The sequence below is a fragment of the Alcanivorax sp. IL3 genome (genome assembly GCF_047495465.1).
GTDB classification, from domain to species: domain Bacteria; phylum Pseudomonadota; class Gammaproteobacteria; order Pseudomonadales; family Alcanivoracaceae; genus Alcanivorax; species Alcanivorax jadensis.
In genome coordinates this window covers 1,636,103-1,662,136 of the sequence record NZ_CP179931.1, presented here as the reverse complement: position 1 = coordinate 1,662,136, position 26,034 = coordinate 1,636,103, and the positions used below count along the sequence as shown (strand labels likewise).

Sequence of the window (26,034 nt, the reverse complement as noted above, 5' to 3'; positions counted from 1 at the left end):
GCCTCAACCCGAAGGGCTGGGCCCTTTTTCCGTCCAGCAGCCCCAACCGTTACTTATGTAGAACAACTACACCGCGCACCGGTTGGAACGACTGGACAAAAAAATGACTCCAGCAGGGGCCACGGAATTAGTGGGAGCAGGCCCTAATGGATCGCCTCGGTCAGATCTGCAGCGCCGCGCTGCAGCAGTATCTTGCCCACGGTGAAGCCCGGGGGCTGGATATCGCTGCGGCGCTGGATACCGCAGCGCTGGATGCGGAACGGGTCCGCCAGCCGGACGCTCGCATTCCCGGTGTCAGCTTCCAGACGCTGCTGCACACTCTGATTGATCACTCCCGCGACCCGCTCTTCGGCCTGCACACCTCCGAGTTTGTCCAGCCGGGCTCCTATAATGTGATGGGTTACATCGCCATGAGTGCCGGCACTCTCCAGGAAGCCCTGTCCAAGGTCAGCCTCTATGAAAAGCTGGTGGGCGATATGGGCACCACCGACACCCGCATTGACGACAACCAGGCCGCCATTCGCTGGGACTGTCGCTACAGACAACAACCCGCTCGCCAACACCTGATAGACAATGTGCTGGGCTCCTGGATCCGCTACGCCCGCTGGCTGACCGGCAATGACCAACTGGCCCCCGCCGAAGTCTGGCTGGAACATCCCCGACCCAGCCCCGCACTGGTGGAGGAATACCAGCGGGTGTTCCTCTGCGAGGTGCGGTTCGCGCAACCCTGCTCTGCCCTGATCGGTCCGCCGGACCTGCTGGAACAACCGATTCGCCAGCCGGACCCGCTATTGCTGTCGACCCTGGAAGCCCACGCCATTCAACAGCTTCACCAGCTGGGCGTGGAAACCAGCCTGGCCCAGCGGGTAAAACAGTGCATTCAGGATGCCATTGGCCATTCCCTGCCGCGCAAGGAAACCATCGCCGAACGGCTGGGTATGAACGTGCGCACCCTGCACCGTCGGCTCGCCGATGAAGGCCACAGCTGGCAGAAACTGCTGGACCAGGTGCGACTGCATCAGGCCCGGCAATTACTCTGCCAGAGCCCGGCCCCCCAGGCAGAAATCGCCGAAGCCCTGGGCTACTCGGATATTCGGTCATTTCAACGCAGCTTCAAGCGACATACGGGGATGACCCCTGGCCAGTTTCGCACCCAACAAAAGCCGGATTTGTAGGAAATCACTTACACGCTTTGTCGGCTTTCTCTTATGCGCATTTACTTATAGCCCCGTTCAGTGTCTACCTCACCGCCGCTGGTCGTTATCGCTTTGCCCATACCGCCAGCGGTTGACTACAACAGTTCCCAAGGGATCACGAAGTTCCCTCAAACCACCGGCTATGCCGGTTTCGGGAACCGTTACAGGGACGCACCATGAACCGAAAAATTTCCGTCAGCGGCCTCACCCATGACTCAGCCAGCGCCTTTGTCTCCATGATGGGCATCATCAATGGCCGCTGCAGTGTCATCTGGGAGAATGCCGACCCGGGTCAGGCCGACGTACTGCTGGTGACCGCCAAAGATAGCCCTCGCGCCACCTCCAGCAAGAGTGACAAACCCTGCATCCTGGTTTATCCCAGCTCCCAGGACCGGCCCGACGCTCCCTTTACCCTGTCCCATCCATTCCGGGCCATGAATATGATCCGGGTATTGGAAGATGTGGCACGGGCGCTGCCCGGCTAACTGCCCCACCCCATCAGCTTGCGCTGATCGCCTGTTAGGCAATTCTGCCCATATAAACGCGGCCTTTTCTTTTCGGCCGCGTTCTTTTTGTCCTACAAAGCCTTAATTCTCCCCATGGGTCATGGCTATACTGACATCAGCTAATGACAACAATGAGCGGAGACCTGCATGAAAGGCACTCTCAAACAACTGGATCGGGCCATCGAGCACGCTGAAACCTACGAAGAGTGGTACGAAGCCAGCCGCGAACACGACCGTCTTTCCGGTGCGGACGAATGGAAAGAAATTGATCGCTCCCCCCATTATGACTACGAGCTGATCCGCAATCGCCTGTGGCAGATTCGCCAGGCCCGTGAACGCAATGACGTCAACAAGCTGGTGTTTCACCTGCACGAAGGCCTGCATGGCAATCTGGGCAACATTTCCAACCCGCGCCTCTATCAACAAACTCGCGTGGGCACCAAACGCCTGATCGAGAATTATCTCGAAGAAGTCACCATCGCCCTGAACTACCTGTGCGACACCAATTTCAAGGAGTTCGGGCTCAAGGAGAAACTGGATTTCTTCGAAACCACCGGCCAGGCCTTCGGCCAGAGCTGTCTGATGCTCTCCGGTGGCGCCGCTCTGGGTCTGTTTCATATCGGTGTGGCCCGCTGCCTGTGGGAACAGGGGTTGCTACCTTCGGTGATCTCCGGCTCCAGTGCCGGCAGCATCATTGCCTCCGTTGTGGGCACCCACAACGATGAAGAACTGAAACTCAAGCTGGAACCGGAAAACATCTACCTGGAAGCCTTCAAGGTGCTGGGCTGGAAGGGCATCATCCGTGGCACCCCGGTGCTGGATGGCGACCACCTGGAAGCCTGCCTGGAAGAAAACATCCTCGACATGACCTTCGAGGAGGCCTACCGGCACACCGGCCGCGAAATCAACATTACCGTCAGCCCTTACGACCGTAATCAGCATGCCCGTCTGCTCAACTGGCGCACCTCGCCCAATGTGCTGATCCGCAAGGCATCACTGGCTTCCTGCGCGATTCCCGGCATCTATCCACCGGTTTCCCTGTGGGCCAAGAATATTGATGGCGAGCGGGTGCCCTACATTCCTGGTCGCAAGTTCGTGGATGGCTCCATCGTCGACGACCTGCCGATCCGCCGCCTGTCCCGACTCTATGGCGTCAACCATTCCATCGTCAGCCAGACCAACCCCCATGTGGTGCCATTCCTGTCGCGTAACGAAAATACCGACAGCTCAATGAGCACCCTGGCGGACTGGGGGCTGAAAAATGTCTCCATGAATCTGCGCTACGCCCTGCAACTGATTCAGCGCAGGGTGGAATCGAACGACGTGGGGCTGATGTTCGACAAGGCCAAGAGCATGGTCACCCAGAAGTATATCGGCGATATCAACATGATCCCGCCACGCCAGCCCATGAATGCCTTCAAAGTGCTTAATAACCCCACCTTGCAGGATGTTCGCAACTACATCCGCAAAGGGGAAAAGGCGACCTGGCCCAAGCTCGGCATGGTGGCCAACACCACCGCCATCAGCCGCACCTTCCGCGACTGTCGCGCCCGCCTGGACCGTATCGAGGAACGCATGCTCGAACAGGTACCGATGACCGCCGTCTGAGCCCTACCCTCTGCCCCGTGGCTCATCGAGCCCGGGGCAGATCGGCCCAGCGGGTGGTATAGGCCGGCGATAAATGGGCTCGGCGCATGGCCCAGACACACCGTTCATTCTGGTTCATTCCCCGACCCGCCAGCCATACCTTGCCCTTGCCGCTGCGGTTGATGGTATCCATCACCTGCATTAACGCGTTCCCTTTCTCCGCGTTTTCGTCTTCCCGAAACAGGGTGACCTGCTCACGCCCCGCCGGGCCCAGGTCCGTCAGCATGACGCCCGCCTTGCCATAGCGATAACCGGCCTGCCAGAGGGCCGTTACCATCTCCACCGCATGGTGCACCATCACCCGGGTATCTACCGTGGCTGGCGACAGACTTGTTCGGCCAGAATCGGGGAATAACTGCTGCGGCTTGCCCATCGGCGCTGTGCGGAGATAAACGCTGATGGCACCGGCACTGAGCCCTTCTGCCCGCATGCTTTCCGCCGCCCGGGCGGTGAAATCACTGACCGCCTGCCGCACCGCTGCCAGCGATGCCACCGGCTCACCGAAAGAGCGGGAATGGATAATCTGCTGACGGGGTTCCTGCCGGGCTTCCAGGGGCAGACAACTCTCGCCGTTCAACTCCCGTACTACCCGCTCCTGAACCACCGAGAACCGCTTGCGGATCAGACGATAGTCGGCACGGGCCAGATCCAGAGCCGTCTCGATCTCCATATTATTCAAACGCTGCCCGAGGCGCCGACCGATACCCCAGACCGCCGAGACCGGTGTACGTGCCAGCAACCGCTCGCGCCACCGCGGATCTGTCAGCACCAGCACGCCCCCGGTCTGCGGGTACGTCTTGGCAGCATGGTTGGCCAGCTTGGCCAAGGTCTTGGTGGGAGCCACTCCCACACACACCGGCACACCCACCCACTTGCCTACCCGTTCGCGGAGGGCCAACCCCAGCGGCTTAAGCTCCTCAGGTCGCATCAGGGACAGATCCAGAAAGGCCTCATCAATGGAGTACACCTCCACCGCCGGCACCAGGGTAGCCAGTGACGCCATCACCCGCCGGGAGAGATCCCCGTAGAGCACATAGTTGGAGGAGAACACCGCGACCCGGTGCTTGCGAATCAGATCCCGAGCCTCGAACAATGGCATGCCGGTTCTCACCCCCAGCGCCTTGGCCTCGGCAGAACCGGCCACGATGCAGCCGTCATTATTGGATAGCACCACCACCGGCCGCCCTGCCAGATCCGGCCGGAAAACGCGCTCACAGGAGGCATAGAAACTGTTGCAATCGACCAGAGCAAACATGGCACTCACCGCCGGGGCCGGGCCACCGGCCGGTGTGCATGAAGGGAAAATGTCACCACACCAAACAACTCCCACTCCTGATCCGCCAGCGGTATCGCTGCATAGCGGGGGTTACGTGGCATCAGCATGGGCTGTGGCCGCAGCCGCAACTCCTTCACAGTGAACTCCCCATTCAGCGACGCCACCACCACATCACCGTGAGATGGCTCCAGGGAGCGGTCCACCACCAGAATATCGTCCGGGAAAATCCCCGCTTCCCGCATGGAGTCCCCCTCTACCCGAAGCAGAAAGGTGGCCTCCTGCTGGCCAATGCATAGCTGGTTCAGATCCAGCGGCGCCTCCATATAGCCCTGGGCCGGGGACGGAAAACCGGCAGCAACACGTTCGGAGAAAAAAGGCAGCGCAGTCATGGGACACCACAGGAAAGATAACGATGGAGCCATGCTATCAAATACTGTCTTTATGTACAGTTAAATGACATTTCCACACCATCGATACCGGCACTGACAGAACACACAGCAAGGTAACAAAACGCAAAGAAAGGCATATCCAAACGCCGCCATGGCTGCCTTAGGGTTGGACTAACAATGCCGTCATCAGGGTGTAGTCATGATGCTTGAAGGTAACCCGGGCTGGATGTCCGACTTTCTGGAAGAAATGGGGCTGCCGGCCAGCGCCGCGTTTCAGGGATATGTGCTCTATCATCGGGAAAGTGACAGCTTTGTCGCCGATGCACCCGACCCGTCCTTTCCCCATTATGTGAAGCCTTGTGCCTGGGCTCACCGCTACCCTTACATCATGCTGGCACGGGACGCTGCCATGGACATGGAGGATGGCATGCAGGTGCAGGTGCTGTTCCGGCTGGGCGGACAGTTTCTTGCCTACCCGATCTGAAAACGCCGGATCCGGAAAAACAAAAAGCCACCCGATGGGTGGCTTTTTTTGATATGGAGCGGGTGAAGAGAATCGAACTCTCGTATGCAGCTTGGGAAGCTGCCGTTCTACCATTGAACTACACCCGCTTGAACAACCGGCAATATAGTCAAAAGGATGCGCCTTGGCCAGCGCTGATGTAAGCAGATACGCCATCATGACGGGTTTGAGGTTACACTGCGGGACAGATCAGAATGACAAAGAGGAGCGTGGCCATGCCAATGGCATTTGTGAGTGGGGCCCGGGGGTTTCTCGGTGGACACATCGTCGACCAGCTGCTGGAAAAAGGCTGGGACGTCACTGCGGTTATACGGCCACGCAGCGATGCCGCGGCGCTTCAGGCCAAAGGCGTTCAGGTCGTACAGGCTCCGCTGGATAATGCCACCGAACTGGCACTGGTGATGCCGGCAGCGCCGGATGCCGTCTTTCACGTGGCCGGCAATACCAGCCTGTGGCGGCGTGGCAACGCGCAACAGTACAGAGATAACGTACTGGGCACCCGGGCCATGGTCAGCGCGGCACTGAAAAACGTGGCGGGCCGATTTGTCCATACCTCCTCAATCTCCGCCTGGGGCATTCAGGACACCCCCATCAACGAACAGACGCCCTCCAATGCAGCTAACGACTGGATCGGCTACAACCGCAGCAAGTACCTCGCCGAGCAGGAAATAGAGAACGGTATCCGGCAGGGTCTGGACGCGGTGATCCTCAATCCCTGCGGCATTATCGGCGCCGGTGACACCCATAACTGGTCGCAGATGATCAAATTGATCCAGGACGGCAAGCTGCCAGGGGTGCCACCGGGCGGGGGCAACTTCTGTGCCGTTGAAGAGGTGGCCAAAGCACACCTGGCGGCGTTGGAAAGCGGCCAATGCGGCGAGCGCTATATCCTGGCCGGGGTGGAAGCCAGCTTTCTGGAACTGGTACAGACCATTGCCGGACAGCTCGGTAAAAAAGCCCCGTCGCGAACCGTGCCCCCGGCGGTATTGAAACTGGCCGGACAGCTATACCCCATCGGCAGCCTGTTTACCGGTAATGAGCCTCGGCTGACACCGGAAAAAGTGGCGCTGGTCACCAGCCGGGTACATGCCGACGGCAGTAAAGCCGTCCAGGAATTAGGCTTTAACGATCAGGTGCCACTGGCCACCATGATCGCAAACTGTATTCGCTGGATGGTGCAGGAACAACGCCTGTAAGAACGAAGTGGGTGGTTCGCCATGCACAAGCATGGCGCCTGCAGAAAACCGTTACCGGGAAAAGACATCTGCCCGGCAATGCCCTTTTCCTGATTTAGACCACCGCCCGGTATACCCGAAAACGCGTGGTTTCCCCTGCCACCTGCACATGGGAAAAAGCATCGTCCAGCCACTGGGCATAAGGCAGCTCGCGGTTCGCCACCAACCACATTACCCCTTCCTTGTTCAGATAGGCTGGCGCCTCGGCGATCAATCGGCGGGTGATATCGGTGGTACGCTGGCGCCGGTCATGGAACGGCGGGTTGGTCACGATCATGTCCACCCGGCCGGCCAGTGGGGAAAACAGATCGCCGCCAGTCACGCGGCCCTGCAAGCTGTTGCGAGCCAGGCTCGCAGTTGTCGCAGCGACCGCACAGGCACTCACGTCCACCGCCTGCACCTTCCACCCCTGGCTGGCCAGGCTGGCACTGATCACACCAGCACCGCAGCCCATGTCGATCATGCTTCCCCGTCTGGGCAAGCGGTGTTCTGCCATCAGATCCAGCAACAACCGGGTGCCCTCATCCAGACGGCCATGGCTGAATACGCCCGGGTAGCTGACGATTTCCAGCTCACCCACCGGAATCACCTCTCCCCAGGCCGCCAGGGTCTGCGTTTCTCCCGGCTGTAGCTGCCCGCTATACAGCTTGCAATGGCGGGCACTATCCACCAGTACCGCATCATCCACATGTGCCTGCAGATGTTTCAGTGCCCCGCGGATGCCGCCCTTCGCCGGCCCGATCAGCCACAACTCCACCGGCTGACTGATTTCGCCAGCCAGCCAGTTGAGCAAAAACCGCAAGCGGTCGATGGATTTGGGCAGAGGCAACACCAGCAGGTCCACCTCGGGTGGCACCGTCGGTGCCGGCGCCCATTGCTGGGCGCCCACGGTGAAATCATCCGCATGCAACTGCAGCTGGGCATCCACATCCAGGCTTTTCAACGCCGGGTCGTTGGCATCGATCACCAGCACCTGACGGCCCGACAGAGCGCCAGCCTGGCGCAGTAGCAATTGTGTCGTGTTTTCCATAGCAGCAAGCCCGAACCGGCGGAGTAAAGTGCGCCGCAGTATAGAGCAGCAGGCGTTTTCATGTCAGGCATAACGCACTCTCAGACTTTTGTACCAGCCTGCAAGTTTTACACATTCCGCACGCCAAAGAGTCTGCCGCACCGGTAGAATTGGAACGTTGACCCGACGATGTGGAGGCTCAAATGGTTAGCGCTGCACCCTGCATTCGCGCTGTAACCTATTTTCGCGCTGTGGCACTGTTTAGCTGTTGCCTGTTTTCTTCGTTGGTAGCCGCCGCTACGGATAGCGGCGTCTTCCGCCAGGCACTGGACGCAGCACGCAATGATGACTGGAATACTCTGACCCGACTGGAAAAACAGCTGGGCGATGATCACCCCCTGCAAGCCTATCTGGATTTTCATAGGCTGCGCGCGGCCCTGCCCGACCTGGCCCCGGAAAAGATAAACGACTACGCCCGGCGCTATCCCGATTCCCCGCTGCCAAACGACATTCGCCAGCTGGCCAACGTGGCTTATGGCAAGGTGGAGAAATGGGACGCCCTGCTGGCCGTCAACAGCAACGAGCCTTCAGCCACCGCGCGTCAGTGTTATTACTACCAGGCCAAATTGGCCAACGGTGACGACAGTGCCCTGCAAGCCGCTGCCGACATCTGGGCCAGCGGCCAGTCACGCCCAAATCAGTGTGATCCCCTGTTTGATCAGGCCCAGGCAGGCGGCGTCATTGATGATGCGGCAATCTGGGAAAGACAGCTGCTGGCCTTCAAGGCCAACAGCCATGGCCTGGTTCGTTACCTGGCCAGAAAACTCGAGGATACGGATTACGACACCGCCAGTGACTGGCTGGAAACCCTTTATCGACATCCCGACAAGGTGGACAACCTGCCCACCAACATCAAACCGGAACAGCGTCAGCAACTGCTGGCCGCCGCTATACATCGCTGGGCCTACAAGGACACCGTTAAGGCACGGCAATGGTTCGATGACCACAGTCGCCGTCAAGGCCTTCGCGATGACGCCATGCGGGAAGACGCCGGCCGGCGCATCGCCTGGTATTCCACCATTCGAGGTATTGAAGAAAACCGCCAATGGCTGGACAACTGGCTGACGGTCAATCCGGATGCGGAGCTGCTGGACCAACGTGCCCGCCGCACCATCATCGAACAGGACTGGGACAGCGCGGAACTGTGGATTACCCGTTTACCTGATAGCGAACAGCAGGATTCGCGCTGGCTCTACTGGCGCGCCCGGGCACTGGAAGAACTGAACCAGCCTGACCAGGCCCGTGCCCTCTACCGGCAAGCCTCCAGACACAGAAACTTCTTTGCCTTTATGGCCGCCGACCGCCTGGGCGAGCCCTACCATTTCTCCAATGCCCAGGTGCAACCGTCCGCGGATTTCACTCCCCCTCAGGCTATCGCCCGTGTACGCCTGCTGCGCGAGCTGAACGAGGATTACGCGGCCCGTCAGGAATGGCTGTGGCTGATGTGGCACAACGATGATGCCAACGTCCGCCAGCTTGCCCAGCATGCGCTGGAGCAACACTGGTACGATCTGGCGGTACAGGCATCTATCCAGGCCAAGGCCTGGGATGTTCTCGCCTGGCGTTTCCCGCCTGCCTATCAGCGCGAGTTTGAACAGCAAGCACAAAGGCATGATCTGGACCCCTGGTTGGCCATGGCCGTGGCTCGGCGGGAAAGTGCCTTCAATCCCCAGGCCCGTTCACCTGTCGGCGCCATGGGGCTGATGCAACTGATGCCGGGCACCGCCCGCAAGGTTGCCAAAGATGCCAACCTGGGCCGCCCCACCACCAACACCCTGCAAAACGCTGACTTGAATATCCAGCTCGGCAGCCGCTATCTGGCGGAGCTGCTGGACGAGTTCAAAGGCAACCGAGTACTGGCTCTGGCGGCCTATAACGCCGGTCCGCATCGGGTGAACAACTGGTTGAGGGAAGAGGACGAGGCGGTGCCCGCCGATGTCTGGATTGAATCCATTCCCTTCCGGGAAACCCGGGATTATGTCCAGGCCGTGCTCACCTATCGGGCCCTGTTTGTTGGGCTACACGACAACCAGGCACGCACCTCACAACTGCTCACCGAAAAGGAAAGCCAGGATCTGTATTCGGTATCGATGCTGGATTGAAAGGATATGAGCTTCTAGCTACGAGCTACTAGCTTCCAGTAAAAGAACCTGTTTTTAGGTTTTTACGCGCAGCTCGTAGCTAGTAGCTGGTTTCTTCTCAATCCAGCTGGCGGATGTGGTAATCCAGCCGGGCGCGAGCATCGCGGGTGCTGAGGGACTTGGTGGCTTCTACCCTTCTGCGCAGATGAATACTGCGGGCCGGTTCCCGGGTAAAAGCGATAATCGCATTGTGGCAGTCACTGCATGACAGCCGGAAACGGCTGGCATAGCCAGCCATGGCTTCATCCGTGGCAGCGGGACTTTCCCGGTATTCCTTCCAGTCACCAAAGTTCATCACCAGGGTACCGCTGGCCGACAGATTGTCCGCCAGGCATTGCAGCCACGCCTTGTCCGCCGGCACCGCCCGGCTGACTTGCTGATTGCTGGGCGCAAACAGGTCTTCGATGATCAGGTCGAACGGTTCCCCCTGATACGCCTGCAGCCATGCCTGGGCATCGCCCTCATAGGTCTCCACGCCGAAAGCGTCCATGCCAAACACTTCACGGGCCACCTGCAAGTGGGCAGCGTCCAGCTCCACGGCAACCAGCGTTTCAGGATTCAGTAACTGGCGAATGGGCGGGATCAACGACCCGCCCCCCAGGCCCAGCACCAGCACCCGTCGGAACCGGGAGGGCTCGTGCAGCAGGGCCGGCAACCAGAGCAGATCCCAGACACTGCCGGTGAGCAGGCGTTTGGGGTGAAACTCGGAGTGTTGTACGCCATTGGCATAAAGCCGCAGGGTTCGACCGGCACGGCGCACTTCGTAATGCACCCCCTGCAGCTCGGTTTTCCAGATTAGCGCCACACTTATTTTTCCAGGGTCAGAGTCAGGCCAGCTACTTTGCCATCGACATTGGTTTCGTTCAGGAAAATCCGGCTCTGTTCAATACCCAGTGTCTGCACCAGCATCGCCTTGGCATTTTCCCCTCGCAGGCGTGCCAGTTCTGTGAGCTGAGCCCGGTCCAGGGCCTTGGTATCGGTTGCCAGCATGGTCTCCCAGGCGGCTTTGGCCAGTACCGTTTCACGTTGCTCGTCATCCTCGGGAAGCGCGTTGCCTACCAGACTTTCCACATCCCGATCGGTGCTGGATTCATAGCGACGAATCAATTTTCGGCGCCATTTCTTTTCCTGCAAGGCATCATCAATACCCTGCCAGTCCTCGTCTGCCACCTCGCGGCCGATGGCCTGCGCAGCCAGGGCGGTGCGATCCTCAGCGTTGGTGGTACCGATCAGCCCCACACGCAATTCCGGGCGCTCATTGAGCACCTTGGCCAGCGCCTCCAGGGAAGAAGCCGTGTCCTGACCAGTTGCTGCCAGCCCCGGCTCAAAAGCAATACTCTCCAGGTTCTTGCCGCCCGCCAGCGCCGACAGCACAGAGAACGGTGCCGTCGCCGCCTTCACCACAACGTTGCTCAACACCTTGAGCACCATGCCTCCAACGCTAAAGCTCGGATCATTCAGATCCCCGTCCATGGCGACCGGCAGGGTGATCTTCCCCGAACGGTTACGCAGCACCGACAACCCCAGTTTCACAGGCGCGTTCACCGCCGTATCACTGGACACTTTTTCTCCCAGGTAGAATTCATCGGCAAGAATATTCGTGTTGCTGCTAAGCCGGTTGTTGTCGATGGACACGCCCGAGTTCACGCCGAGTTGGCCCTTCTCCACCTTGTAACCCAGATATTGCCCCGTATAGGGGGTCAGGCCAGTCATTTCGTAATTCTTCAGGGAAATGTTCAAGTCAGTGAACAGAGGCTCCGCCGTCAGCGCGCCCTTGATGCTGAACGGCGCATAACGATCCACCTGGGCGTTCAGATCCATGGTGGCCTTTCTGCCCGGGCGGGTATCCAGATTGCGCAGGTTCCCTGAAAGCTCATAAAGGCCAATGCGGAAATCAGGACTGAGCGACAAGTCCTCGTGGCGGATCTGGCTGCCAACCAGACGTACTCGATCCACCGTCACCTGCCAAGATTTACCCTGCTCACCCTGGCTCGTATCACTGCCGCTACCGCTGGCATCACCGGAAGCCATGCCCGCCTGAATCCGTGTGGCCACATCCCGGCCCTGGGCATCCACCCGATTGGCCATATCCATGCCGGTAAGGCCGATTTCCCCAATACGTACCGTCTGCCCGGCAGAGGCCAACGACAGATCCGTCACGCTGCCCTGGTTGATCTTGAGCAGGGATTCGCCGTTCTCCAGCAAACTGAAGTTTTCCAGGGACGCATTGGCGCTGACGGTGACCGCCGTGTTCTCACCTTTCACACTGGCGCGGGTATCCACAGACAAAACCCCGTCGGCCAGAACCAGCGGCGCCTCGCGTTCCAGCCAGGGCGAAAAGGGAACCAACGGCAATCCTTGCAAGGCCGCCTGGGCATCAACACTGAAGGGGGTCAGATTGCCTTCCCCGGAATGCTTCAGTGTGCCGCTTTGCTGGATCTTGCTGCTACCTTCCCAAGTGAAGGTAGCAGGCTCACCGATAATAAGGTTTTTCAAGGTCAGTTGACCGTCCGAAAGGGTCAAGGCCTGAGCAGGTTGCAGAGTACGGTCAGTAAAGCGCAGTCCACTGCCGTCCACTTGCAGGGTGTCCAGCCGCACGATCCAGTCAGCCTTGCCTTCCTGCACCTTCTGGGCCGCCTGCTCGGCTTTTTCCTTTACTTCCTCCACCCGCTCTTCAGCGGCTTCCCGGTCCGACGGCAAAAATAGCGTCGCCAGGTCGATGCCCTGTTCATTCAGCACCACGCCTAGCTCAGGATTAGTGACGGTCACTTTGGGAACGTTGACCTTCTGTGCCAGGGAATCCAGCTCCACCCCTTCAACACTGACTTGCGGCAGCGACACGCTGGGGGAGTCTTCACCTGGCTTGAGCAGCTGAAGCTGTCGTAATACCATCTGGCCATCACTGAGCACTACCTTCGGTTGCGGCTCCGCAGCAAAATGATAGGCGGTTTCCACATCCAGTTCGCCGGACGGCACGGTAAAGCGGACTTCATTCTTGAGCAGCCGCGCCAGGGGCACCAGGTCGACCTTTTCCACACTCAAGTGTCCCCGCGCGATGAAGGGAGTGAATTCAAAGCGACCCTGCCAATCCAGTGCGCCACCGTCCGGCCCCTCCAGACGAATCGCGTAGTCATTGCTGTTTTCACCTTTGCCCTTGGTAGAAAAATTGCTCACCGTGAAAGCCAGTGGCAACACCAGCTTTTCCGGCTCGTCGCCGGAGGCCTCGGTAAAACGCAGATCGCCGGCGGCAAGGCTGAGGCTGGCAATGGAAATGGCCGGCAAGCCAGGCTCCTCCTGCTCCTGCTCCGGCTCCGGAGCTTCCTCTTCCGGAGCCTGGGCAAGCTGCTCCTGGATATGGGTCAACACATCATCAAAGCTGAAGGTGTTACCGGGATTGCGTTGGGCACGCACCGTCAATGCATCGAGCATGACTTCATCAAAATGCCAGCTCCAGCGGAACAGGGAAGACAACTGGAAATTCACATACAGCTGGTTGAAGCCTAGCAATACCTCTGTCTGGTCATCCTGGATGGAGAAACCATTCACCGTGGCGCTCAGCACCAGAGGATTGATCTTCACCTCATCAATGGTGACTTGCCGACCAGTCAGATCCGCCAGTGCCTTGCTGGCATTATCCCGGACCAGTCCCGGCGCCAGGAAAAAGCCAAACAAGGCGTAAAGCAGATAAAGGCTAGCCAGAATAATCAGGGTTTTCACTTTCCAGCTACTGCTTTTCCAGGCCTGTAACACCTTCACATCTGTCTCCCTATCAAGACGCTCCGATTTTGACGCCATGGTAGCAGTTGCGCGCCCCGCTGGCGCTCCAAACCCATTGCGCCGCCATGGTGGCTATGGAAAATGGGCGCATCTTGCACAGGAGTCCTGCCATGAGCGACAACTACCTTCTGAACATGTACGAAAAAGCCCTGAAGCTGCCCGCCGGCCGCAAGCTGTTTTCCATGGTGTTCAGCCGCAAAGCCCCCTACTTTGCCACTATTACCCCGATCATCAGCGAACTTCGCCCCAACTTTTGTGAGGTAAAGTTCAAGAAACGTAAAGGTGTGGAAAACCACATCCAGACAGTGCACGTGATCGCCATCTGCAACGCACTGGAATGTGCCATGGGCGCCATGGCGGAATCCTCTGTGCCCAAGCACCTGCGCTGGATTCCCAAAGGCATGGATGTGAACTATACCGCCAAGGCCACCAGCGATATTACTGCCACCGCCGAAGCCAATCCGGAAGACTGGAAACCCGGCAACCTTCCCGTCACCGTCAAAGCCATGCGCGACGATGGCACCGTGGTAGTGGAAGGCACCATCAATCTGTGGATCAGTGAGAAACCCGCTAAAAGCAGTTAACAGTGAATAGTTAACGGTTCCCGAGCTGGGGCCGTGTTTGCGTCACTGTATGAGGCCGTGTCCAGGCATTTGGGCGCGGCTTCTTTCGTTCTGAACCCGCAGCGCTCTGACAGCCCTCCCCCGCCTGCAAGGATGACGCTACACTAGTCGCCGGGAAAAGGGGGAACCACATGCTTATCGTACCCGTCGGTGACAAGGAAGCGCGCCGCACTACGCCCTGGATCTGCATTCTGCTGATCCTGATCAATATTGCCGTCTATACCTGGACCACCCACCAGGATCTGCAAAGAGACGGTCCGCTGACTGCAGAACAGGCCAATCTGCTGGCGGACTATGAAGTGGATTTGCTGCTGCAGTGGCTATCACAGCAGGACAGCAGGACCTATGCCGATGCTGTGGCCATGAACGACAAGGGCGCGGATTTCATGATGGCCTACGGCTGGTACGATCAGGCATTCGCCCTGCATGTTCACCACCACTGGCAGCAACACCCCCCTGCCAACCAGTGGCGCCAGCTTCGCAACGATCTTGAAGACTGGATGGATCAGCAATCCACTATTCGCTGGGGGCTGATTCCCAATGATCCCAGCCTGGTCACCCTGCTCAGCTCCCAGTTCATGCATGGTGACTGGTTTCATCTTCTCGGCAACATGCTGTTCCTGATCATGTTTGGCATTGCCATGGAACGGCATTGGGGTGCCCGGCGTTTCCTACCGGCTTATCTGCTTTGTGGCATCGGTGCAGGCCTGTTGTTTATCGCATCCGCTCCGAACAGCGGCATTCCACTGGTGGGGGCATCTGGCGCCATTTCCGGTCTGATGGGACTGTTTGCCGGCACATTCCGTCTGCGCAAGCTGGAGTTTTTCTACACGCTGGGATTTTTCTTCGGTAGCTTCCGGGCACCGGCACTGGTGCTGTTTCCGGTATGGCTGGGCTGGGAACTGATACAGGCGGCGACAATGAACAGCAACGTCGCCTATATGGCCCACGCCGGCGGCCTGCTGACCGGGCTGGCTCTGGCTTTCCTGCTTCCTTTCACCGAGCAACCGAACCGGCAGAAAGGCAATCAGCCCGGCATGGACGGAGATGACACTCAGGTGCCTGCAATCTGCCAGCAACTGGCCGAACAATTACGCTTTGATGATGCCCAGTCCCGCTGCCGCCAATGGCTTGTCAACCACCCTAAAAGCCGCCCCTTGTGGTTTTTCTTCCTGCAGATGGGCCTGCGCCGCAAGCAGCTGGATGCGGCCATGAAAGAGGCAGTTAAAACCTTGAGCGAACGCCAGGGCAGTGATGCCCTGCTGGGGGCGCTATGGCAGGAATACGAATTTCTGGGCGGCGACATCCGTGCCCTGCCTCCCGCCTACCAACTGCTGCTGGCAGAGCTGGCCTGGCGCCAGCAGCGTAGCAAGCTGGTACGAGAGATCGTGCAGGATCTGCAAAAGAAACAGTGGCAGCACCCTCGCCTGGAACGGCTCAGCCAGCGGCTTTAAGACGCTGGAATACCTGCATGGCTTCGCAGGATTCCTGGCTCTGAAACTGATCGGGAAAGTGCTTTTCCACAAAGGCCAGCAACTTGCCCGCCCGGAGCAGATCCCCGTGCTGCTCCATATACAATCGGGCCAACAGCACATAGGCCGTGCCCAACAATGGGAAGCCCGGCGTTCGTTGATGCAGGTTTACCAGCAAATGCTGCGCTTCTTTCAATCGCCCCCTCTCGTACAACGCCTGGGCCAACGACAAAGACAAACTGCCTTCTTCTTCAAAGCGGAATCCCGGCTGTTGCTGCTGGGCTTCCAGCCAGATCTGCACAGCGGAACCCTCGTTGCCATTGGCCAATTGCTGGCGAAGAAAACGGGCAAGATGCGCCTGCCAGGGTTTGTCTTTTTCCAGCAAGCGCAGCAGACGCAGTCGGCGCCAGTTCAGTTCCTGGTGCATTGGGGCTGCATTGAGGCCACGATTTACCACGCCCAGCGCATCGTCAAAACGCCCTTCCTGAGCATAGATATGGGCAGAACCCAGCGCTTCTGCCACATCAAAATCATCCGCAGCCAGGGAACGCCCCCGGGGCTCATCTTCTGCCAGCCCCAGTTCGCGGGCCTTTTCATTGAGCATGGCGCCCATCATGGCAGAGGCAACAATCGTCGTATAAGCAGAGAACGCCGTACCCAGAAATACCAACACCTGAAGATCACTCTGGGTTTGCAGTAACGACGGAGCAGCCGTCACCGCCATCACGGCAAACCACAAAAGCAGGTAGGACACCCCGACAGTGACCACCAGCTGCAACCAGCGCAACGGGTTCAACGCCATGCGCAGAGATCGACTCACTGCAAGAATCATCACCGCCGCCGGCAACACCAGCGCAGCCAGGGCCAGCAGCCCCATGGCCAGAACCATGGACGTTGAAACCAGCAACAGGGGCACCGTAAACAAGGTAATCAACAGGACGATCTGCTTGACCAGCAAGCCACCTTCGGACATCACATCCATCGGGGATGGCGGTACCCAGTCATCGCCAGCGACCTCCGCGATCACTACCAGCGAATAAACAAACAGGGTGAGAGCCAGAAACAATAACAACAGGCCCGTAAGCAGCCCCAGAGACAGCACACTGGCAATGCCCAGAGACAGAATCAGCCATAACGCCGGTGGCTTGAGCGGGTATTGCAGGATTTCCCCGGAGCGTTGCCAGAATGGCGTTCCAGGCTCACCATCGCCCTGCCAGTCCAGCTGTTGGCTGCACAACACACAGCGCGGCAAGCCAGGACGAAAATTCTCTTCTCCACCCGGCACACACTGCCCACAAAACCGTTTGCTGCAACCGGAGCAATGCCAGCTCCCTGGCTTCTTCAGGTGATAATTACAGGCTTCCATGTCACTCCCTTACCCTTCCCTACCGGCACGTCATTGTGCCGCTCTTATTTCCCTGATGAACAATGCTGCCCTGACAGCAGCGTCACCAATCAAATCGGTCTGCTCAAGACCACTGCGCTTTAGTGGTCGAAAATCATGATCCCCATGGGGCAGCCAGTGTAAAGAGATGGCTTGCGGCAAACCATAATTCGTCACCTCCTGCGGCTTGCCGAAGGGGTCACGTTCACCCTGGCAAATCAGCATGGGGACAGCCAGATGTGGCAGATGCTCAGTGCGGGTTTTCTCCGGTTTTCCCGGTGGGTGAAACGGGTAACCCAACGCCACCACTCCATGGATAGGCGGACAGTCTGTTTCCGCTGCCAGCAGTGATGCCATGCGCCCGCCCATGGATTTGCCCCCGATCCAGATCGGCAGATTGTCGTCCGGCAACGCCGCCAGTACGTCCCGGAAGTGCGCCAGCAACTGCGGGGCGCGATTCGGCGGGAACTTGCGTTGTTCCTGGCGACGGCGCGCCATATAGGGGAACTCGAAACGGACAACGGAGATTCCCCGATCGGCCAGAGCTTCCGCCATGGCGTTCATGAAGTCACTATCCATGGGAGCGCCAGCGCCATGGGCCAGCACCAACAGCGCCGCTGGCTGCTCGGCACAGTTCCACAGCAAATCCATCACAGCGCCATCTCCAGCGCCTTGAACTGGGCCTGCAGCGCCGTTTTGAAATCTACCCGAAAAAGATCCAGCCCAGGTGTATCAAGCACCTTCTCTACCACCGGTGCCGGATGACTGACAGCCCAGCAGCCGATCAAGGTTTGCTGTACCTGCATCAGATAAGTGGCCGCCTTATCGCTGGACAGACCATAGGCCTGCTGCAGACGCTGAGCCAATTGCGCGAAATGCGCTAGCAGGGACTGTTTGAACGCTAAGGCCGCCGCCTCATCCAGATTCTGTTCCAGCACTGAGTGCAGGATCGCTGTGAGCCGGCAAAACAATGGGCGCGCCACCAGCATCTCCGACAAGGCCTGCCACAGTGGCAAGCTGTCATCCACTGGCGCATGGCTTACCCGCTCAAGTTCATCCAGGTACAAGCCAAGAAACAGCGCTTCCTTGGAAGGGAAGTAACGATACAACGCCGCCTTGGTGACGCCGGCCCTGCGGGCAATGGAGGCAAGGCTGATGGCTTCGAAACGCTCCTGCTCAAAGAAGGTTGCCGCCGCCGCAAGAATCTGGGCGCGCCGTTCCGCCTTCTGCTCAGGTGAGCGGGCGCGCTGAAAAACACATTCGGCCATAGGGAACCTCTGATTGAATCAGGAATCAGTGCCAGATCGCTCATCATGCAAGCATGATTTTCCGCCGACATTAGTATCCAGTCGGAACCTGCAGGGGCGCCGAGCGTAGGGTTCAGAACTGCACCAGAAAAATTGATAATGAATAATTGAGAATTGATAACGTGCGGGATAGTGCCTTTATTCTCAAAGCCCGGATGCCGCACTTGCATTTTGAACGCGGCTTCTGAGTTTTCCAATCAGGCAGGCGTTTGATCGCGTCGTTATCAATTATCCATTCTCAATTATCAACTTAACGGTATTGGTGCAGTTCGCCTAAGGCTCAGTGCACCCTACGCCAGAGATCCGCCAGCGCAGATTACGCCTGAAGCATGCCTGCCAGTCGGCGGGTAATCATACGGGGCGAGAACTTGCCCATCCACACCAGCAGCAAATTTTTCAGGCCGGGAATCACAATGGCGCGACGGCGCCCTGCCAGAGACTTTTTCACCACCGCTTCGGTAGTCATGGTGCCAGCCTTGAACAACAGGGTATCGGTCATGTGGGCTTCGGTAGCAAACTCTGAATCGGTAGCACCTGGACACAGAGCGCTGACCGCGATCCCGTTACCTTTCAGCTCTTCGTGCAGGCCTTCAGAGAACGACAGAACAAAGGCCTTGGTGGCGTAATAAATGGTCATGTTCGGGCCTGCCTGAAAGGCCGCCGAAGACGCCACATTGATCACAAACGCATCCTTAGCCTGCTTGAGCGCCGGCACCAGACGCCAGGTCAGATCTACCAGGGCTGTCACATTCACCTGCACCATATCCAGCTGCCGCTGCAGATCCAGATCCGCAAACTGCCCGCGATCACCAAAGCCGGCATTGTTGATCAGGCCAGTCACCGCGATCTGCTGTTGCTCCAGCGCCTTTGCCAGCTCGGCGGAGGCTTCCGGCTGCGCCAGATCCGAGGCGATGCAGGCAACCTCAATACCGTTTCGCTCGCGCAACTCGCCGGCAAGGGCCTCCAGGCGATCCAGGCGCCGGGCCACCAATACCAGGTTGTTCCCTTCCATTGCCAATTGCCGGGCAAATTCCTTACCAATACCGGCACTGGCGCCAGTAATAACGACCGCTTGCATAGCTTTTCTCCATTAAGTAACCATCGGTCACTAATTTAGAGAAAAATCACCGATCTGTAAATAACCGCTGGTCACTTAAATGAGTTGCGCCTCGACACTACCTTTTGAGAGCCCTGGTTTTCAGTGCAATCTTCGCTTTGCGAGCAAAGCTCCAACAGCGCCATCGCTTCAGGTCTCCCCTTCTGCCACGCCCCACAGGTTGAGCTGGCCATGGGGACCTGGTGGCACAAAGCCACTGCAATCCAGAGATTGTTCTTCACGGGCCTGCAATCCGGCCGCTTTGCAAGCGGATGCAAAACGCTGGCGCAGCAGATGCGCCCAGGCCCCCTGCCCGCTTTGTCGCTGGTGCCAGCGGCTGTCATAGACGGCGCCACCATGCAGATCCCGCATCACCGACATCACCTTCTCCGCCCGCTCCGGGTAATGCTCATGCAGCCACTCCTCCCAGAGCGGCCCCACTTCATGGGGAAGTCGCAACACCACATAACCCGCCTGCTGAGCACCGGCCTGGGCCACCTGCTCGACAATATCTTCCAGCTCGTGGTCGTTGATGAAAGGAATCACTGGCGCCACCAGGGCAGTTACAGGCACCCCGGCCCGGCTCAGCTCACGAATCACCTTGATGCGCTCACGGCCACCACTGGCCCGTGGCTCCAACTCGCCTTTGAGGCGGTTATCCAGCGTGGTCACGGACACCGCCACCGACGCCCTGCCCAGGCGCGCCATGGGAGCAATCAGGTCAAGATCTCGCAGTACCAGGGTGCTCTTGGTGATCAGGCTGAAGGGATGCTGGCAATCCACCAGCACCTGCAACAGTTCCCGGCTTATACGCCGTTCTCGTTCGATGGGCTGATAAGGATCTGTCACCGTACCCAGCACAATGGGCCGACAGCGATATCCTGGCTTGCGCAAACTATCGCGCAGTACCTCTGCCGCATTGTCCTTGCAGAAGATTTCACTCTCGAAATCCTGGCCCGGTGACAGATCCACATAGGCATGATTGGGGCGGGCATAGCAGTAGATACAGCCATGCTCACAGCCCCGGTAGGGATTGATGCTCTGCTCAAATGGCAGGTCCGGGCTGCGATTGGTCATGATCAGGCTTTTTGCCTGTTCACGGTGATAGCGGGTGGGCCGGTTTACCGGCGCGTCATCCATATCGCTATGGCTGACGGCAAAGCGTCCCGGTATCTGGCTGAAGGTACCCCGGTTCACAGCAGGCATAATGGCTCCCGTCGAATACTGTCTTTTTGTACAGTATATCGAGAAGAGCCCGGACTCAATACTTTTTACCCAACTACGCCCAGCCAGCCCGGTGGCGCCTTGCTCGCAAGGCGAATGGGAGTATTGATCACCAGCATATGGCGAAGCGGGCAACCCCTTCGCCATGCAAGCATAGCTCCAACGAAGTCTGGTGGCATAAGTGGCCTACAAACTCCGAAGCTTGCGCAGCTCCCTTACCCCGACTGCAAGTGTCATGAAGTCGTGGGGGCTGTCTGCCTGCAGGGTTTGCAAGCGGTGGATGCCGAAGGCGACCTTGCGGCTGGCCTTGTCTTCCCACGCAGCAAAGCGAGCGGCGGCGTTGTCGCCCTCCTGTTCCAGTACCTTGGCAGCCACCTGGCGGTGCAGGCGATAAGAGTCTTCGCGCAGGTTGGCGCGGGCCAGGGCCTGCCAGCGACCCTGTACGCTCAGGTCGATGATGGCGGACAACAGCCAGAGGATCTGCAGGCGATCCCCGACCAGGAAGTAGACCTCCGCCGCCAGTTTCAGCGGCACCTGGGCCTGGGAGGCCAATTCGATCACGTCCGGCGCGCTGCCCAGCACCATGGTGTTGGCCAGCAGGCGAGCTTCTTTTTCCGGCACGCCATCGTCGCCCATGCCGGCCACCGCCTGATCCCACTCCTGACGGTAACTGCCTGGCAGGATATCCGGCAGCATGGCTTCCAGCTCACCAATGGACTTGCGATAGCGGTTGACCGCTTCCGCCACCGGGCGACGACCCCATTTGTAATGGATCAGCCAGGTGGTGACGTGTTTCATCAGGCCGATGACACGACCATAGAGGCGCAGCTGCACCTGGCTGTCCACCTTGCCATCCAGCCCGTCCACCGGTGCCCAGTAAAGGTCCCCATCGAACACCGCGTGAGCCATGGCATAGGCCTTGACGATACGGTGCAGGGACAGCCCATGCTCATCGGCATAACGGTGGACAAAGGAAAAGCCCATACGATTGACCACCGCATTGGACAACACAGTGGCAATCAGCTCCCTGCGCAACCCATGCGCCAATAAATCCTCGCGGAAGGATTCCACCAGCTCTTCCGGGAAATAGTTGAGTACGTCCTGATCGAAGAAGGGGTCGTCCGGCACATCGGTGGCCAGCATGGCATCAAACAAAGCATTCTTGGTGTAGGACAACAACACCGACAGTTCCGGCCGTGTCAGCCCTTTGCCCCGGGTGCGGCGCTCACTGAGCCCCTCGTCATCCGGCAGGTATTCCACCGAGCGGGTCAGCGAGCCCTGGCGCTCCAGAGTGCGCAGGTGGTTGGCGTGTTCGTCGAGACGGCTGGCGGCATTGAATTCCAACAGGCTCAGGGCCAGGCATTGCACATAGTTGTCGCGCAGTACGGCCGTTGCCACGTCATCGGTCATCCGCTCTAGTAGCGGGTCACGGGTTTCCCGGTCCAGGCGACCATCACGCAGCCGCTGATTGAGTGGAATCTTGATGTTCACTTCCCGGTCGGAGCTGTGCACGCCACCGGAATTGTCGATTGCATCGGTGTTGATACAGCCGCCGTTCAGCGCGTACTCGATCCGCCCCAACTGGGTCAGCCCCAGGTTGCCGCCCTCGCCCACCACCTGACAACGCAGGTCGCGACCATTGATACGGATGGCATCGTTGGCCCGGTCGCCTACCTGTGCCGGACTTTCGTTGCTGCCTTTCACATAGGTGCCAATGCCACCGTTCCAGAGCAGCTCCACCGGTGCCTTTAGGATGGCGGTGATCAACTCCGCGGGTGTCAGGGTACGTTGCTCGATACACAGAGCGTTACAAGCCTGCTCACTGAGGGTGATGCTTTTGGCACTGCGCGACCAGACCCCGCCACCGTCGGAAATCAGCGATGCATCGAAATCTTCCCAGGTGGTGCCACGCGTGTTGAACAGCCGCTGACGTTCGGCAAAGGTGGTCATCGGGTCCGGGTCCGGATCAATGAAGATGTGCATGTGGTTGAACGCGGCAACCAGCTTGATCTGTTCGGACAGCAACATGCCGTTGCCGAACACATCGCCGCCCATATCGCCGATGCCCACCACGGTAAAGGGCGTTGTCTGGATATCCTTGCCCGCTTCCCGGAATTGCCGCTTAACGCTCTCCCAGGCACCGCGGGCGGTAATACCCATCTTCTTGTGGTCGTAGCCGGCACTGCCGCCGGAGGCAAAGGCATCGCCCAGCCAGAAGCCGTATTCATCGGCCAGGCCATTGGCGATATCAGAAAAGGTCGCGGTGCCCTTGTCAGCGGCCACCACCAGATAAGGGTCATCGCCATCATGACGGACCACGGAGGCCGGCGGCACCACCTGATCCCCGACCCGGTTATCGGTGATATCCAGCAGGCCGCGAATAAATTCCTTGTAGCAGGTGATGCCCAGCTGCTGCCAGGCCTCCCGGTCCGCCGGGTTGCCTCGCTTGAGCACAAAGCCGCCCTTGGCACCCACCGGCACGATAATGGCGTTCTTCACCATCTGCGCCTTTACCAGGCCCAACACCTCGGTTCGGAAATCCTCGCGCCGGTCAGACCAGCGCAGCCCGCCCCTGGCCACCGGACCACCACGCAGATGGATACCTTCCATTTGCGGTGAATAGACGAAGGCTTCATACATGGGCAGCGGCGGCGGCAGTTCCGATACCTGACTCGGGTCCAGCTTCAGACTCACATAGGACTTGTCGTGGCCGGCCGCATCCGGCTGGTAGAAGTTGGTGCGCAACCCGGCCCGCACCACACTGAGGAAGGCACGCAGCACCCGGTCCGCATCCAGCGAGGCCACCTGGTCCAGCTGGTGATCCAGGTTCTGGGCCAGCTTGATGCCCTCGTTTTTGCGGCGCTCGTCGCTGATTCCGGGGTCAAAACGGGTTTCAAACAGCTGCACCAGAGAGCGGGCGATGCTGGCATGGTCCGCCAGCAACTGTTCCATATAGTTCTGCGAATAGGGCAAGCCGGTCTGTACCAGGTACTTGGTCAGCGTCCGCAGACAGACGATCTGCCGGGAGTTAAGGCCAGCCAACAGCACCAACCGGTTAAGGCCGTCGTTTTCCGTGTTGCCATGCCAGCATTCCAGAAACGCCTCTTCAAAAAAGCGTTTCTGCTGCACCGGCCCCAAGGCGCAATCGCCATGCACCTGCACATCGAACACCTGCACCCACTGGGCCTCACCATCACGGGGAATGACCTGAGTGGGTTCCTGTCTCACCACACGCAGACCGAAATTTTCCAGCGCGGGTAACACATCTGACAGGCCAATCGGTTTCTTCTGGCTATAGAGACGCAGGCTGGTGGGGCAGGCAGCCCCGTCGCCGCTTTGGATGGATAGCGAGGGCAGCACCGGCTGGCGGTCATTCAACTGCGCCAGATAATGAATATCCGCTGCCGCTTCCATCGGATCAGTCTTTTCCTGATAGCCCACCGGGAAAGCGTCGCCATAGCGCTGCGCCAGTCCGGCACCCTCTTCGCCATGCTCGCCCTCCTTGCGCAGGATGTCGCGAAGCTGGTCAGCCCAGGTGCGGGTAACTGCCAACAGGCGATCTTCCACCTGGGCCTGTGACATGGCCAGATGAGTCCCCTGGGGAATGCGGATAATGCAGTGAATCCGTGCCAGCCCCTCACGCAGAAAATCCACCGTGCGCTCCACCGAGCTGCCATTGCAGAGCTGCTTCAACTCGGCGGTGACATGATCACGCAGTTCCCGGGAATAACGCTCCCGGCTCAGATAAACCATGCAGGAATAGAACCGCCCGTAACGATCTCGCCGCATGAACAGACTGAGGTGGTGGCGGTCACGCAGGGCACGGATACCCATGCAGATGCTGTAGAGCTCCTCTTCACTGCACTGGAACAGTTCGTCTCTGGGTAACTGATAGATAATGTCGCGCAGATGTTTGCCGGAGTGTGACCGCTCGGGCAGGCGGGAGCGGTCCAGCACATAATTGACCTTGCGACGGATCAACGGGATGTCCCGGGGACGATTGATATAGGCATCCAGCGAGAACAAGCCGATGTAACGATCGGTCCCCTCTACAGTCCCGTCCTCCGCCAACCGTTTTACCGATACCACATCCATGTAATGGGGATGGTGGATCGGCGAACGGGCGTTGGCCTTGGTCACCACGACCAGGCGGCCATGGGCAATGTACTTGGCCATCTCGTCGTGGGGGGCAATAAACTCTTCCGCGTTGGCATAACGGCTGCCGGGGCGGGCCAGGCCAAGCCCGGCATCATGATCCAGGGAAAGCTTGATGCCGTCGTCCACGGGCTCTGCCCGGGAGCGGGCATAGCCCAGGAAGGTAAAATGATCCAGTGACAACCAGTCAATAAAGGCCTGAGCCTCGGCAAGTTCTTCCTGATCGCGACTGGGGAAATCCCCAGAGAGGTTCTTCTGGGTGGTTTCCAGGTTATCCAGCATGGCCGGAAAATCCTCCACCACCAGGCGCAACTCTCCCAGCACCTGTTCTAGGGATTCCTGGAGATGCTCATAGGCCTCGTCGCTGGCCAGTGGTTCAAACTCAACATAGACCAGGGATTCCGCCGGATTCTCGCCATCGCCAACGCCGGCCACCCTAGTCATGTGTCCATGGGTATCACGAAGCACCTGTATCACTGGATGAATAGTCCAGTCGATAGCCGTGCCCGCATCTCGTACCGCCATGGCGATCGAATCCACCAGAAATGGCACGTCATCGGTCACCGTCCGCAACGCCGCCAGCCCACCTGGCCTAGTGGGTGGTTTCAGATGAATCAGGGTTTCTTCAGGGTGGCGCTGGAAGGCCATCATCCAGTGTTGCTGGGCGATGTGAAAAAGCTGCTCGGGGGTACGGGCGGTGAGCGCCGCCTGGCTGCTCATTTCAAAATAAGCCGCCATGAAACTGCGGAACAGGGGCTGATGTTCGACCCCGACGTGGGCGGTAACCAGTGCTTCAAGCTGGGCCTGTAACAGGGCCTGGCGCTGCGCGACGTCATCCTGCATCGAATCCTCCGGCGTCCGTTCGGGCGCGCCGGCAAGGGGCCAGCGGCCTCGGTTTCACTCTATACCGGAGGAATGGATCAATACCAGCCCGGCGCCGTGATTAGATCGGCAAACAGGAAAATGACAGGAAAGCGGCAGCAACATTGTGCAGCGGGCTATATCGCTATGCAG

19 protein-coding genes and 1 tRNA gene are annotated in these 26,034 nt (G+C 59.0%); 8 read left to right on the top strand and 12 right to left on the bottom strand.

Features of this window, described 5'->3' with window-relative positions:
• Nucleotides 1–146: 146 nt before the first annotated feature.
• From ACMG4M_RS07750 to ACMG4M_RS07740, 3 genes are all read left to right on the top strand, one after another.
• Nucleotides 147–1,175 (top strand): AraC family transcriptional regulator, encoded by a 1,029-nt coding sequence (locus ACMG4M_RS07750; protein WP_273009453.1) that lies wholly within the window; start codon nt 147–149, stop codon nt 1,173–1,175.
• Between the two features lie 197 nt (nt 1,176–1,372).
• Nucleotides 1,373–1,681, top strand: coding sequence for a hypothetical protein (locus ACMG4M_RS07745; RefSeq protein WP_035249572.1), 309 nt, complete (start codon nt 1,373–1,375; stop codon nt 1,679–1,681).
• Between the two features lie 168 nt (nt 1,682–1,849).
• Nucleotides 1,850–3,310: a DUF3336 domain-containing protein gene (locus ACMG4M_RS07740; protein ID WP_035249570.1), complete on the top strand. Its 1,461-nt coding sequence runs from the start codon at nt 1,850–1,852 to the stop codon at nt 3,308–3,310.
• Nucleotides 3,311–3,332: 22 nt separating this feature from the next.
• On the opposite strand, the gene umuC is transcribed toward ACMG4M_RS07740, so the two are convergent.
• Entirely contained in the window at nt 3,333–4,604 is a 1,272-nt protein-coding gene (gene umuC / locus ACMG4M_RS07735) for a translesion error-prone DNA polymerase V subunit UmuC (protein WP_414431076.1), read from the bottom strand.
• Between the two features lie 5 nt (nt 4,605–4,609).
• Nucleotides 4,610–5,047: a translesion error-prone DNA polymerase V autoproteolytic subunit gene (locus ACMG4M_RS07730; protein ID WP_035249566.1), complete on the bottom strand. Its 438-nt coding sequence runs from the start codon at nt 5,045–5,047 to the stop codon at nt 4,610–4,612.
• Between the two features lie 166 nt (nt 5,048–5,213).
• Between ACMG4M_RS07730 and ACMG4M_RS07725 the strand changes: the two genes are divergently transcribed.
• Nucleotides 5,214–5,498, top strand: coding sequence for a hypothetical protein (locus ACMG4M_RS07725; protein ID WP_035249563.1), 285 nt, complete (start codon nt 5,214–5,216; stop codon nt 5,496–5,498).
• Nucleotides 5,499–5,552: 54 nt separating this feature from the next.
• Here ACMG4M_RS07725 and ACMG4M_RS07720 read toward each other — a convergent pair.
• Nucleotides 5,553–5,626, bottom strand: a tRNA-Gly gene (locus ACMG4M_RS07720).
• A 126-nt stretch (nt 5,627–5,752) separates the two neighbouring features.
• On the opposite strand from ACMG4M_RS07720, the gene ACMG4M_RS07715 reads away from it, so the two are divergent.
• Entirely contained in the window at nt 5,753–6,733 is a 981-nt protein-coding gene (locus ACMG4M_RS07715; protein WP_273009459.1) for an SDR family oxidoreductase, read from the top strand.
• A gap of 94 nt (nt 6,734–6,827) precedes the next feature.
• Here ACMG4M_RS07715 and ACMG4M_RS07710 read toward each other — a convergent pair whose 3' ends face one another.
• A complete protein-coding gene (locus ACMG4M_RS07710; RefSeq protein ID WP_272962992.1) occupies nt 6,828–7,802 on the bottom strand; it encodes a methyltransferase in 975 nt (324 codons plus the stop codon).
• Nucleotides 7,803–7,984: 182 nt separating this feature from the next.
• Here ACMG4M_RS07710 and ACMG4M_RS07705 point away from each other — a divergent pair, with 182 nt between their 5' ends.
• Nucleotides 7,985–9,943 carry a transglycosylase SLT domain-containing protein gene (locus ACMG4M_RS07705; RefSeq protein ID WP_273009461.1) on the top strand — a complete coding sequence of 653 codons (1,959 nt, stop codon included), beginning with the start codon at nt 7,985–7,987 and terminating at the stop codon, nt 9,941–9,943.
• 97 nt (nt 9,944–10,040) lie between these two features.
• Here ACMG4M_RS07705 and ACMG4M_RS07700 read toward each other — a convergent pair whose 3' ends face one another.
• Complete coding sequence (locus ACMG4M_RS07700) at nt 10,041–10,787, bottom strand: class I SAM-dependent methyltransferase (RefSeq protein ID WP_035249555.1); 747 nt, start codon at nt 10,785–10,787, stop codon at nt 10,041–10,043.
• A 2-nt stretch (nt 10,788–10,789) separates the two neighbouring features.
• On the bottom strand, nt 10,790–13,738 hold the full coding sequence (locus ACMG4M_RS07695) for a DUF748 domain-containing protein (protein WP_349379951.1): 2,949 nt from the start codon (nt 13,736–13,738) through the stop codon (nt 10,790–10,792).
• A 131-nt stretch (nt 13,739–13,869) separates the two neighbouring features.
• Between ACMG4M_RS07695 and ACMG4M_RS07690 the strand changes: the two genes are divergently transcribed.
• Nucleotides 13,870–14,343: a hotdog fold domain-containing protein gene (locus ACMG4M_RS07690; RefSeq protein WP_035249548.1), complete on the top strand. Its 474-nt coding sequence runs from the start codon at nt 13,870–13,872 to the stop codon at nt 14,341–14,343.
• A gap of 170 nt (nt 14,344–14,513) precedes the next feature.
• On the top strand, nt 14,514–15,836 hold the full coding sequence (locus tag ACMG4M_RS07685; protein WP_052043037.1) for a rhomboid family intramembrane serine protease: 1,323 nt from the start codon (nt 14,514–14,516) through the stop codon (nt 15,834–15,836).
• Here ACMG4M_RS07685 and ACMG4M_RS07680 read toward each other — a convergent pair.
• The 6 genes from ACMG4M_RS07680 to ACMG4M_RS07655 all read right to left on the bottom strand — a co-directional run bounded on the left by ACMG4M_RS07680 (nt 15,820) and on the right by ACMG4M_RS07655 (nt 25,863).
• Nucleotides 15,820–17,220, bottom strand: a complete 1,401-nt coding sequence (locus tag ACMG4M_RS07680; RefSeq protein WP_414431075.1) for a tetratricopeptide repeat protein — start codon at nt 17,218–17,220, stop codon at nt 15,820–15,822. The genes ACMG4M_RS07685 and ACMG4M_RS07680 overlap by 17 nt on opposite strands.
• A gap of 30 nt (nt 17,221–17,250) precedes the next feature.
• Nucleotides 17,251–17,889 carry an alpha/beta fold hydrolase gene (locus ACMG4M_RS07675; RefSeq protein ID WP_035249543.1) on the bottom strand — a complete coding sequence of 213 codons (639 nt, stop codon included), beginning with the start codon at nt 17,887–17,889 and terminating at the stop codon, nt 17,251–17,253.
• Entirely contained in the window at nt 17,889–18,506 is a 618-nt protein-coding gene (locus ACMG4M_RS07670) for a TetR/AcrR family transcriptional regulator (RefSeq protein WP_035249540.1), read from the bottom strand. The genes ACMG4M_RS07675 and ACMG4M_RS07670 overlap by 1 nt, the downstream gene beginning before the upstream one ends.
• 355 nt (nt 18,507–18,861) lie before the next feature.
• Nucleotides 18,862–19,623, bottom strand: coding sequence for an SDR family NAD(P)-dependent oxidoreductase (locus ACMG4M_RS07665; RefSeq protein ID WP_035249537.1), 762 nt, complete (start codon nt 19,621–19,623; stop codon nt 18,862–18,864).
• Between the two features lie 168 nt (nt 19,624–19,791).
• A complete protein-coding gene (locus tag ACMG4M_RS07660) occupies nt 19,792–20,847 on the bottom strand; it encodes a PA0069 family radical SAM protein (RefSeq protein ID WP_052043035.1) in 1,056 nt (351 codons plus the stop codon).
• A gap of 204 nt (nt 20,848–21,051) precedes the next feature.
• Nucleotides 21,052–25,863 carry an NAD-glutamate dehydrogenase gene (locus ACMG4M_RS07655; protein ID WP_414431074.1) on the bottom strand — a complete coding sequence of 1,604 codons (4,812 nt, stop codon included), beginning with the start codon at nt 25,861–25,863 and terminating at the stop codon, nt 21,052–21,054.
• Between the last annotated feature and the right edge of the window lie 171 nt (nt 25,864–26,034).

What these genes read in the sequence shown, in the direction of transcription:
- ACMG4M_RS07655 (WP_414431074.1), bottom strand. Translation starts at nt 25,863, where the DNA reads ATGCAGGATGACGTCGCGCAGCGCCAGGCCCTGTTACAGGCCCAGCTT.
- ACMG4M_RS07715 (WP_273009459.1), top strand. Translation starts at nt 5,753, where the DNA reads ATGCCAATGGCATTTGTGAGTGGGGCCCGGGGGTTTCTCGGTGGACAC.
- ACMG4M_RS07750 (WP_273009453.1), top strand. Translation starts at nt 147, where the DNA reads ATGGATCGCCTCGGTCAGATCTGCAGCGCCGCGCTGCAGCAGTATCTT.
- ACMG4M_RS07665 (WP_035249537.1), bottom strand. Translation starts at nt 19,623, where the DNA reads ATGCAAGCGGTCGTTATTACTGGCGCCAGTGCCGGTATTGGTAAGGAA.
- ACMG4M_RS07730 (WP_035249566.1), bottom strand. Translation starts at nt 5,047, where the DNA reads ATGGCTCCATCGTTATCTTTCCTGTGGTGTCCCATGACTGCGCTGCCT.
- ACMG4M_RS07690 (WP_035249548.1), top strand. Translation starts at nt 13,870, where the DNA reads ATGAGCGACAACTACCTTCTGAACATGTACGAAAAAGCCCTGAAGCTG.
- ACMG4M_RS07685 (WP_052043037.1), top strand. Translation starts at nt 14,514, where the DNA reads ATGCTTATCGTACCCGTCGGTGACAAGGAAGCGCGCCGCACTACGCCC.
- ACMG4M_RS07705 (WP_273009461.1), top strand. Translation starts at nt 7,985, where the DNA reads ATGGTTAGCGCTGCACCCTGCATTCGCGCTGTAACCTATTTTCGCGCT.
- ACMG4M_RS07660 (WP_052043035.1), bottom strand. Translation starts at nt 20,847, where the DNA reads ATGCCTGCTGTGAACCGGGGTACCTTCAGCCAGATACCGGGACGCTTT.
- ACMG4M_RS07680 (WP_414431075.1), bottom strand. Translation starts at nt 17,220, where the DNA reads ATGGAAGCCTGTAATTATCACCTGAAGAAGCCAGGGAGCTGGCATTGC.
- ACMG4M_RS07675 (WP_035249543.1), bottom strand. Translation starts at nt 17,889, where the DNA reads ATGGATTTGCTGTGGAACTGTGCCGAGCAGCCAGCGGCGCTGTTGGTG.
- umuC (WP_414431076.1), bottom strand. Translation starts at nt 4,604, where the DNA reads ATGTTTGCTCTGGTCGATTGCAACAGTTTCTATGCCTCCTGTGAGCGC.
- ACMG4M_RS07670 (WP_035249540.1), bottom strand. Translation starts at nt 18,506, where the DNA reads ATGGCCGAATGTGTTTTTCAGCGCGCCCGCTCACCTGAGCAGAAGGCG.
- ACMG4M_RS07740 (WP_035249570.1), top strand. Translation starts at nt 1,850, where the DNA reads ATGAAAGGCACTCTCAAACAACTGGATCGGGCCATCGAGCACGCTGAA.
- ACMG4M_RS07725 (WP_035249563.1), top strand. Translation starts at nt 5,214, where the DNA reads ATGATGCTTGAAGGTAACCCGGGCTGGATGTCCGACTTTCTGGAAGAA.
- ACMG4M_RS07710 (WP_272962992.1), bottom strand. Translation starts at nt 7,802, where the DNA reads ATGGAAAACACGACACAATTGCTACTGCGCCAGGCTGGCGCTCTGTCG.
- ACMG4M_RS07745 (WP_035249572.1), top strand. Translation starts at nt 1,373, where the DNA reads ATGAACCGAAAAATTTCCGTCAGCGGCCTCACCCATGACTCAGCCAGC.